2 protein-coding genes are annotated in these 8,360 nt (G+C 73.6%); both read right to left on the reverse strand.

Translation table 11 applies throughout. The features are described from left to right. Nucleotides 1-23 precede the first annotated feature (23 nt). Nucleotides 24-3,047 (reverse strand): helix-turn-helix transcriptional regulator, encoded by a 3,024-nt coding sequence (locus tag ACZ6CV_RS14730; RefSeq protein WP_469251160.1) that lies wholly within the window; start codon nucleotides 3,045-3,047, stop codon nucleotides 24-26. Between the two features lie 44 nt (nucleotides 3,048-3,091). Further along, on the reverse strand, nucleotides 3,092-8,347 hold the full coding sequence (locus ACZ6CV_RS14735) for a beta-ketoacyl synthase N-terminal-like domain-containing protein (RefSeq protein WP_469251161.1): 5,256 nt from the start codon (nucleotides 8,345-8,347) through the stop codon (nucleotides 3,092-3,094). Nucleotides 8,348-8,360 lie beyond the last annotated feature (13 nt).

Below are 8,360 nucleotides of genomic sequence, written 5' to 3' on the forward strand. Positions count from 1 at the left end.
GCGTACGATCTGCCTGCGCGTCGCTACCTCAGGGCAGCCTGCAGATCCACCCGCTTGACGTCGAGCTTCCGGTAGATCCGGGTCAGGTGCTGCTCCACGGTGCTGACCGTGACGCACAGCTTGCGGGAGATCTCGCGGTTGGTGAACCCGTCGGCCGCGAGCTCCGCCACCCGGCGTTCCGCGCCGCTCAGTTCGGCGTCGGGCGAGGTCGCGTCGGGCGGGGTGGCGTCGGGTGGCGCGTTGTGGAGCGGGGCGCTGTCGAGCGGGGCTCCGCCGTCGGGGGCCGTGGCGGGGACGGACGCGTGGCCCCAGCTCCGGGAGAGGAGTTGGGCCTTGCGGGCGAGCAGGCGGGCCCGTTCCGTCTCGCCCCTTTCCCGTACGGCGACGCTCTGGTCCGCGACGGCCCGCGCCAGCTCGAAGGGGTCACCGCACTCCCGGAGCGCCGCCACGGCCTCGTCCAGCAACTCGACGCGCTCCGGGGCGGGCGAGGTCGCGGCCCGCAGGCGCAGGGTCATGCCCCGGGTACGGTCACCCGCCGGGGCATTCAACGCGCTCTGCGCGTCGACTAGTTGGCGGGCCAAGAGCGACTCCCCAAGGGCCAAATACGCCTCGGCCGCGCCGAGCCGCCACGGTTCCAGCGCGGGCAGGTCGAGACCCCAGCTGCTCATGCGGGTCCCGCAGGCGTAGAAGTCGCAGAGGGCGGCGTAGTGGCAGCCGGTGGCCAGGTGGTAGCGGCCACGGGCCGCGAGGTAGTGCAGCCCGGGACGGGTCTGGAACACCGACTGCGGTACGGGCCGCTCCAGGAGGGCCGCCGCGCCGTCCACGTCCCCCAGCGCCGACTTCGCCTGCACGGCGGCAGCCAGCGGCAGTCCGATCGCGGCACCCCAGCCCTTCGGGCCGAGCAGGGCGAGCGCGGTCGCGGCGCGCCGGTCCGCGGCGGCCGGGTCGCCCTGGCGCAGGTGGATCAGGGCCCGCCAGGCGTGGAACAGCGCCTGCCAGGTGGGGCTTTCGCGCTCGGCGGCCTGCGCGACGAGCCCGTCGCACCAGGCGGCGGCGCGGTGCGGACGGTCGTGGTAGGTCAGGGTGGCCAGGGCCGCCGACTGCACCGCCACCGTGCGGGGGCCGAGCCGATACCGGTTCAGGGCGCGCTCGGCGGCCTCGACGGCGTCCGGTCCCGCGCCGTGCAGCAGGTCGTTCAGGAGGGTGCCCGCGCCCTGCAGCTCCGGAGTGACGGCGGGCGGGGCCGAACGCTGCGAGGCGAGCACCCCGGCGCCCAGCCGCTCCTTGACGTGCCCGGGGTACAGGTACGCGCCCCACAGCCACGGGGTGTCGAGGTCAGCGGCGTTCATCGGGGGCGCGCCGCCCGGCCGCCCCGGGCTCGGCCCGCCGGTGAGTGCCTCAATGGCGTCCAGGCCCTCCTCGACCCGACCGTGCCAGAGGAGGTGGGTGGGGAGGAGGGGTGGGGTGAGGCCGAGGAGGGGGGCGGGTGTGTGCGCTGCGGGTGTGTGCGCTGCTGGTGTGTGCGCTGCTGGTGTCCGACCGGCGAGTGAGCGCCCTGCGGAGGGCGCGGCGGTCGCGGTCGGAGCCGTGGGATCGGGCAGGTGGCGGAGCACCTTCGCGGGGTCCACGCGCCACTCCGCGTCGGCGAGCGCGACGACGGTCGCGGCCAGTTGGCCGGTGGTTCGGCACCGGCGGTGGGCCGCCCGCAGGTAGCCGATACCGGTCTCCATCCGGTCGTCCTCCAGAGCGAGTTGGGCCGCCTCCTGGAAGACGGGTACCGCCCACGGCGTGTCCGCGCGGTCGGCGGCCACGAGGTGGGCGGCGACCTCGGTGGCCGGCGCGCCCTCCTCGTACAGCAGGTCCGCCACCCGCCCGTGCAGGGTCCCGCGCTCCTCCGGCGGCATGCCGTCGAGGACGGCCGCCGCGAACGCCGGATGGCACAGGCGCCCCTCGTGCAGGACGTCCGCGACGGTCAGCTGGTGCGTGGCGCGGGCGACGGACGCCGCGTCCACGTCGTCGAGGAGCCGCCCGACCAGCGTCGGACCGGCCCGCGTTCCGAGCGCAGCGACCGCGCGGGCGACCTGGGTGACGGGCGCCTCATGCCGGTGGAGGAAGCGGAGCACCGCGCGGCCGTACGCCTCCCCTGCCCCGTCATCGCCATACGCCTCCCCCGCCCCGCCCGCCGTCCGGTGGTCGTCGATCAGCGCGTGGACGAGGTGCGGGTGGCCCGCGGTCATCTCGTGGACGAGGGGCGTGAGGTCCTGGGCCGTCCGCTCGTCCAGGTGCCGGGCGAGCACGGCGCCCACCCCTGCCTTCGACAACGGCTCCAGGCGGAGTACGCGGAGGTCGGGCTCATGCGGGAATTCGCTGCTGAGCAGGGCGTTCGACGCCTTCTGCTGCGCGTACTCGGTGAACACCACGTGCAGCCGCGCCGACCGCAGGCGTCGCACCAGGTACAGCAGGCACCGCAGCGAGGCGGCGTCGGCGTGATGCGCGTCGTCGACGGCGATCACGACGGGCCGCTCGTCGAGGAGGCCACGCAGCACGGTGCAGAGGCCGCGGAGGGCGGGGGCGGGGAGGGGTTGGGGGTACGGGGCGCCGGGGGCCGGGGTGGTCGGGGCTGAGGTGGTTGGGGCGGAGGTGGTTGGGGCGGAGGTGGTTGGGGCTGACGTGTCCGCGTCGCCGAGCCAGGCCAGGGCGCGTTCGGCGCTCGCGGCGGGCAGGCCGGGGCTGTGCAGCAGCTGCTCCATGATCCCCAGCGGCAGACCGCGTTCGGCGCGGCAGGCGGTGGCGGTCAGCACGAAGGCGTCGGCGCCCAGCCCGTCCGTCCAGGCACGGAGCAGTGCCGTCTTCCCCGTACCGATCCCGCCGCTGAGGACCACGAGGCTGCCGTGGCCGTCGGGGCGGCGGGCAGAACCCGGGTGGGGTCGGGTGCCGGGGCGGGTGCCGGCATCGGGGCGGGAGCCCGTACCGGCAAGGGTGGCATCGACGCCTCCGTACGCGTCCCGTAAAGCGGACAGATGCTCCGAACGTTCCACCAGGTCCACCGCTCACCCCTTCCGTGATCAGCTGCCCGGCCGAGAGGTACGGGTCATCGCGTGCCCCACTCGCGGTCGATCAGCGCGAACATGTCGTCGGCGCTCGCGGTCTCCAGGTCTTCGGCTTCGTTCCCGTCGCCCGGTGTGTCCCTGTCGGCGGGAGCAGCCGCGCCGGTGGTGTCGGGCTGCTGTTTCCACAGGAGGGTCTGCAGGCGCCGGATCAGTCCCTTGCGGCGCGGATCGTCCGCGGCGAGGCCGTCGAGCGCCAGCTCCAGGTCGTCCAGGTGGGCCGCCACCGGCAGCTCCCCCGCGCCGCCGTCGGGCAGGATGCGGTCAAGCAGGTGTTCCGCGAGGGCACGGGGCGTCGGGTAGTCGTAGACCATCGTGGCGGGCAGGCGGAGGCCGGTCGCGGCGCGTAGCCGGTTGCGCAGCTCCACGACCACGAGGGAGTCGAATCCGAGGTCCTTGAAGGCCTTTTCCGGCTCCACCTCCTGCCCCGGCTCGTACCGAAGGACGGCGGCCACTTGTTCGCGGACCACGTCCAAGAGCGCGCCGGTCCGCTGCGGGAGGGGCAGGGCAGCCAGTTCGCGGCGCAGCTCTGCGGCCTTCTCCGCGGCCTTTTGCGCACCCTCGCCGCTTTCCGACGACGCGTCGAGGATCCGTACGGCGTCGGGGACCCCGTCGAGCAGGCGGGTGGGGCGGGCCAGGGTGAACAGCGGGGCGAACCGCTCCCACTCGATGTCCGCGACCAGTGCGTGGCCCTTGCCATCGTCGAGCACGGCATGCAGCGCGCCGAGCGCCAACTGCGGTTCCAGCGGGGGGAGTCCCTGCCGCCGGGACAGCGCGGCGGCGTCGCGCGCCGGCTCCCCGTCGTCGGGCAGATCCCAGATGCCCCATCCGACGGCGACCGTGCGCGGGCCGTCGGCGTCCTGCCGCTGCGACAGGGCGTCGAGGTAGGCGTTGGCGGCGGCGTAGGAGGCGTGCTCCCTGCTGCCGAGCGTGGCGGCGACGGAGGAGAAGTAGAGGATGGTCTCTACGCTGCTCACGTCGGCGTGCGCGGGGGCCGGGGTGTCGGCGTCAAGGCCTGGTGCGGCGGCCGCAGTTGGGGCAGGCCTCGGCCGCGACACGGCACCCCCGAGACCCCCCAGCTCGCCCAGCTCGACGGCGGCGGAGGCCATGGCTACCAGCTCCTCGGGGGTGACCTCGGCAAGCGGGGCGAGCCGGCCGGGGAGCGAGGTGTGGATGACGGTGCGTATGGACAGGTCCGGCAGCTCGGCGAGCGCACGCGTCACCGCCGCCCTGCCTTCGGCCGGGCCACCGGTGAGAACCGTCAACCGGCCTCCGTTCCGGGCGACTTCGTCCGCGAGACCCCCGTCGCGTGGACCCGCCTCGGGGTCCGTGTCCAGGAGTACGACGTGTTCGGCGCCGGACGCGGCGAGCCACCGCACCACCTGGTCCGCCAGGTGACCGACGCCGCCCGTGACCAGGACGGCACCGTGCGGCTGCCAGCGGGAACCGGTGAGGTCGGTGGAGCTGGTCGAGCCGGCGCCGGTGGCGGCGTCGGGTACGAGACGGCGGCCCAGGACCCCGCCGCGCCGCAGGGCGACCTGGTCCTCACCACTGCCGCCGGACAACACCGCGTACAGCGTGCTCGCGTCGAGCGCCTCCGGGTCGCCGGGCAGATCCACCAGGCCGCCCCACAGCTCCGGGTGCTCCAGGGCCGCCACCCGGCCCAGCCCCCAGACCGGGGCCTGCGCCGGGGAGACGACCGGATCGGCCTCACCGCACGAGACCGCGCCACGGGTGGCGCACCACAGGGGGACCCCGAGGTCGGCGTCGAGCAGCCCGTGCACCAACGTCAGGGTGTCGGTCAGGCCCCGGGCGACGCCGTCGAGGACGGGAGCCTCCGCAGATGCCGGGCCACCGGAAGCGAGGGCACCCCCGGCTTCCCGCCCGTCGTCGAGCGCGAGCAGGGACAGCACCCCGCCGAGCGGAGCCCCATCCGGAATCGCGCTCTGTTGCGCCCGAAGCAGCTCCGCGACCTCCGCCCGGCCGCACTGCGGACCGACTTCGACGAGGACCACGGGCACGCCCGCCTCCTCCAGCGCCCGCGCGCAGGCCTTCCGCCAGACGGAAGAGACCGCGTCCGTGCGAGTGACAATCAGCCAGGCGCCGCCGTTTCCGCTGCCCGGCACCCGATCCACCCGCGCGATCTCCGCGTCCCGGCGCGCCGCGACCGGTCCTGCAAGTTCGATGCGCTGCCAGTCGACGCGGTACCGCCAGCCGTCGATGATCGACTTATCACGCCGCTCACGCCGCCACGAGGCCAGCGCGGGGAACACCGTCTCCAGCGCCGCCCTGTGACCGTCGTCTTTGAGGTGGAGGGTGTCGCAGAGCGTCTGGATGTCCTCGCCCTCGACGGCCGCCCAGAAACCGGCCTCCTCACCGTCCGTCTGCGAGGCGACCACCGGCGCCGCGACGTCCGCCAGCCAGAACCGTCGACCCTGAAAGGGGTAGGTCGGCAGGTCGACGGTGCGGGGCACGGGGTCGGCAGGGAAGTACGCGGACCAGTCCACGGTGGCCCCCGCCGTGTGCAGGCGCGCCATCGCCCGCGCGAACGCCACGTCGTCCGGCAACGCGGGATCGAGGGACGCGGCGACGACCGGCTCCGGACCACCGTCACCGCCCTCGGCCTGGTCCGCCGCCGCATCCAGGGTGTGCTGGGCGGCGGTCGCCAGCACGGGAGCGGGACCCAGCTCCACGAACACGCCCGCCGAACCGGCGAAATGGGCAATGGCGGGCTGGAACAACACCGGCTGCCGCACATGTCGCGCCCAGTACTCCGGGGTCGTGATCTCCGCGCCGGCGCGCTTCCCGGACACATTGCTCATCAGCGGGATCGAAGGCTCCCGGAACTCCACATCCCGCAGCGCTTCCGTGAAGTCAGCCAGCATCGGCTCCATCAACACCGAATGGAAAGCGTGACTGACCGACAACGCTTTCGTCTTACGACCTCGCTCTCGCCACACCTCCGCCAGGCGCGACACCTCATCGGCCGGACCCGAAATCACCGTGGAATCAGGCGTATTGACCGCCGCGACCCCCACGCTCGACTCCGCCAGATCGGCCGCCAACTCCTCAGGAGTCGCCTGCACCGCACACATCGCCCCACCCTCAGGCAACGCACCCATCAACCGCGCCCGAGCCCCCACCACCCGACACGCATCCTCCAACCCAAAAACACCCGCCACATACGCGGCCGCAATCTCCCCGATCGAATGCCCGACCACCACATCAGGCCGTACCCCCACCGACTCCCACAACCGCGCCAAACCCACCTGCAACGCAAACAACCCCGCCTGCGCCCACAACGTGTGACCCAACAACTCCCCCGGACCCTCACAGACCACCTCCCTCACCGACCGTCCAGAAGAACCCAACTCCCCGTCCAGCAGCCCACACACCTCATCAAAGGCATCAGCAAACACCGGGAACCGTTCGCACAAACCAGCCCCCATTCCCACCAACTGACTCCCCTGACCACTGAACAGCCAGACCACATCACCACCGACGCACTCCCCCGAAACGGGCGGACCGGTAACGGCCGGATGCAGCTCACCTGCCGCCAACGCCTCCAACCCTGCGATCAGCTCACCCCGGTCCGCACCCGCGACGACCGCACGGTGGTCGTGCAGCGCGCGCGTCGTCAGCAGCGACCAGCCGACGTCAACAGGGGCACCCAACTCGGCTGCCTCCGAGAGACGTTCGGCCAAGGCCGCCGCCTGGGCTCGTAGCGCCACGTCGCTGCGGGCCGAAACCAACCACGGCACCACGAGGTCCGCGCCTGCGCCCCGGTCCTCGGCCTGCCCCTCCGGGGCCACCGCGGGCTCGGGGGCCTGTTCGACGATCAGGTGGGCGTTGGTGCCGCTGATGCCGAAGGAGGAGACGCCCGCCCGGCGGGGGCGGTCGGAGCGGGGCCACGGCATGGGGTCGGTGAGGAGCCGTACTCCCCCGCCCTCCCAGTCCACGTGCGGCGTCGGGCGGTCGATGTGCAGCGACGGGGGCAGTTCGCCGTGGCGCATCGCCATCACCATCTTGATGACGCCCGCCACACCGGCGGCGGCCTGCGTGTGGCCGATGTTCGACTTCACGGAGCCGAGCCACAGCGGCCGGTCGGCCGGCCGGTCCCTGCCGTACGTGGCGAGGAGCGCGTTGCCCTCGATCGGGTCGCCGAGCGTCGTGCCGGTGCCGTGCGCCTCGACGGCGTCGACCGCGTCCGGGGTGACGCGGGCGTTGGTGAGGGCCTGGCGGATCACCCGTTCCTGGGCGACGTCGTTGGGGGCGGTCAGACCGTTGCTCGCGCCGTCCTGGTTGACCGCTGATCCCCGTACGACGCCGAGGACCCGGTGGCCGTTGCGGCGCGCGTCGGAGAGGCGTTCCAGGAGGATCAGGCCGACACCCTCGGAGAACCCGGTGCCGTCGGCCGCCTCGGCGAACGGCTTGCACCGGCCGTCCGGAGCCAGGCCGCGCTGGCGGGAGAACTCCACGAACGCGGTGGGCGTGGACAGCACGGTCACGCCGCCCGCCAGGGCCAGACCGCAGTCGCCCTGCCGCAGCGCCTGGCAGGCCAGGTGGATCGCGACGAGGGACGCCGAGCACGCCGTGTCCAGGGTCACCGCCGGGCCCGCGAGGCCGAAGCTGTAGGCGATGCGGCCGGAGATGACGCTGGCGAGGGTGCCCGTGGTGGCGTACCCCTCGACCTCCCGCGGCACCTGCCCGGCCTGTCCGCCCTGTCCGCCCGACATGTGGTCCTGGCTCGATACGCCCGCGTACACGCCGGTGGGGGTGTCCTTGAGCGTGGCCGGGTCGATGCCCGCGCGCTCGAACAGTTCCCAGGCCACTTCGAGGAGCACCCGCTGCTGCGGGTCGGCGGCCAGCGCCTCGCGCGGGTTGACCCCGAAGAAGTCGGCGTCGAAGCGCGCCGCGTCGCGCAGGAACCCGGCTTCCCGCACGTAGGTCGTGCCGGGGTGGTCGGGGTCCGGGTGGTAGAGGCCGCCCAGGTCCCAGCCGCGGTCGGCGGGGAACTCCTCGATGGCGTCGCCGCCCGAGGCCACCAGGTCCCACAGCTGCTCGGGGGAGCCGATGCCGCCCGGGTAGCGGCAGGCCATCGCGACGATGGCGACCGGTTCCCGTTGCCGCTCCTCCATGTCGCGCAGGCGCTGACGGGTCTGTCCGAGATCCGCCGTCACTCGCTTCAGATAGTGGCGGAGCTTGTCCTCCGTACCCGGCGTGTCGTGCGTACCCGGCATGTCGTCTCCACTC

This window comes from Streptomyces sp. NPDC041713, assembly GCF_055591085.1.

Excerpts from the sequence above, each read along its gene's own strand:
- ACZ6CV_RS14735 (WP_469251161.1), bottom strand. The coding sequence starts at position 8,347 with ATGCCGGGTACGCACGACACGCCGGGTACGGAGGACAAGCTCCGCCAC.